This window comes from Achromobacter maghribensis (assembly GCF_057334215.1).
Genome location: NZ_JBHFII010000039.1, coordinates 246,745 through 248,173, shown reverse-complemented (window position 1 = coordinate 248,173; position 1,429 = coordinate 246,745). Strand labels below are relative to the sequence as shown.

Annotated in this window: 2 protein-coding genes; both read right to left on the bottom strand. The window is 65.2% G+C overall.

What is annotated here, in order from left to right; translation table 11 throughout:
* Window positions 1-245: 245 nt before the first annotated feature.
* Entirely contained in the window at window positions 246-800 is a 555-nt protein-coding gene (locus tag ACE039_RS16745) for an NADPH-dependent FMN reductase (RefSeq protein ID WP_485822860.1), read from the bottom strand.
* A 141-nt stretch (window positions 801-941) separates the two neighbouring features.
* Entirely contained in the window at window positions 942-1,316 is a 375-nt protein-coding gene (gene hpxZ, locus ACE039_RS16740) for an oxalurate catabolism protein HpxZ (RefSeq protein ID WP_485822859.1), read from the bottom strand.
* Window positions 1,317-1,429 lie beyond the last annotated feature (113 nt).

Genomic DNA, 1,429 nt, shown 5'->3' with positions numbered 1-1,429 from the left:
CCCCCACGCTGCGCGCGCTGTGCGCGCTTGCTGCCCCCTGAGGGGGCTGCGCCGCCTTGGGGGCGGCCCGGCGGTGGCGCGGCTGTTCTTCTTCAGGTTAAAAAACGCCGAGGCATCATCGAGAGCTCGGCTCTTCTTCGGGATGAAAAAAAGCCCCTCGACGCATCGAGGGGCTTGATCGCCCGGAGGTAGATCGGGCGATCGGCGCCGGCGGGGGCAGGGCCCCGGGCCGGCGGCGGCGGCAATCAGCTGTTCAGCTTCGTGACCCAATCGACATAGCGGTCGATCCAGCCTTGCAGGAATTTGCGCGTGCCTTCATTGGTGATGTTGAACTGATCGTCGACCAAGCCTTCCGTGTATTGCAGGAAGACTTCCGGCGTGGTCAGCGCGTTGGCGCCTTCGGCGGCCAGGATGTTGCGCAGGTGCTGCTGCATCAGCGCGGTGCCGGCGGCGCTGGGCGATGCGCCGACAATGCCGACAGCCTTGCCGGGCCACGAGTTCTGGCCCCACGGGCGCGAGCCCCAGTCGATGGCGTTCTTGATGGCGGCGGGCACCGAGCGGTTGTGTTCGGGCGAGACGAACAAGATACCTTGCGCGTCGGCGATCTGTTGCTTGAGCTTGGCGGCAGGCGGCGGCAGGTTGTTTTCGTTGTCCTGGTTGTAGAGCGGGATGTCGCCCAGGCTCACGTACTCGAACTTGAATTCGGCGGGAACCAGCTTTTCCAGCGCGCGGGCCAGTCGCAGGTTGATGGAGGCAGCGCGCAGGCTTCCGACGAAAACCGCAATCTTGTAGGTGCTCATGAGGCGTGTGCTCCAACGGGTAAAGGAAAGTCCAGTGTAGACCTGGACCGCAGCCTGCTCAATGCCGATTCCGCATATCGATATCGCGCGCAGGCCTGTGGTGTGTGACGGGGCGCAACGAGGCCACTCAACGAGACAACCTTATGTCATCAGGCTGACGTGCGCGGAGACCACGCGCCAGCCCTCGGGCGTGCGCAGCCAGGTCTGGCTTTGGCGACCGATGCGGTCGCTGCCGTCGCGCTGGAATTCCAGGTTGGCGGTGGCGAAGTCGTTGCCGTAGGTCGTGATGGCCGTGCGCAGGACGCGGCGCGCCAGACCCTGCGGCGAGCGCGTGGCGCGGAAGGCGCGGATGGCTTCATAGCCATACAGGTTTTCGCCCGCGCCGTAGCGCAAGGTGTGCGGGCTATTCCAGAAGAGGGTGTCCAACACGTCCAGCTGGTTGTTGACCAGGGCGGTCTCGTAGCGCTCGCACGCTGCCGTGACCTCGGCCACGACGTCGGGCAGATTGATATCCATGCGTCTTCTCCATATGCACCGTTCCGGTGCGGGTTTTAGGGTAATCACCAATATGGTGTCTGCGGCGGTGCGCGGATGGGCCGGAAAGCCCCCGCCGGCGCGCGCGCCCCAGG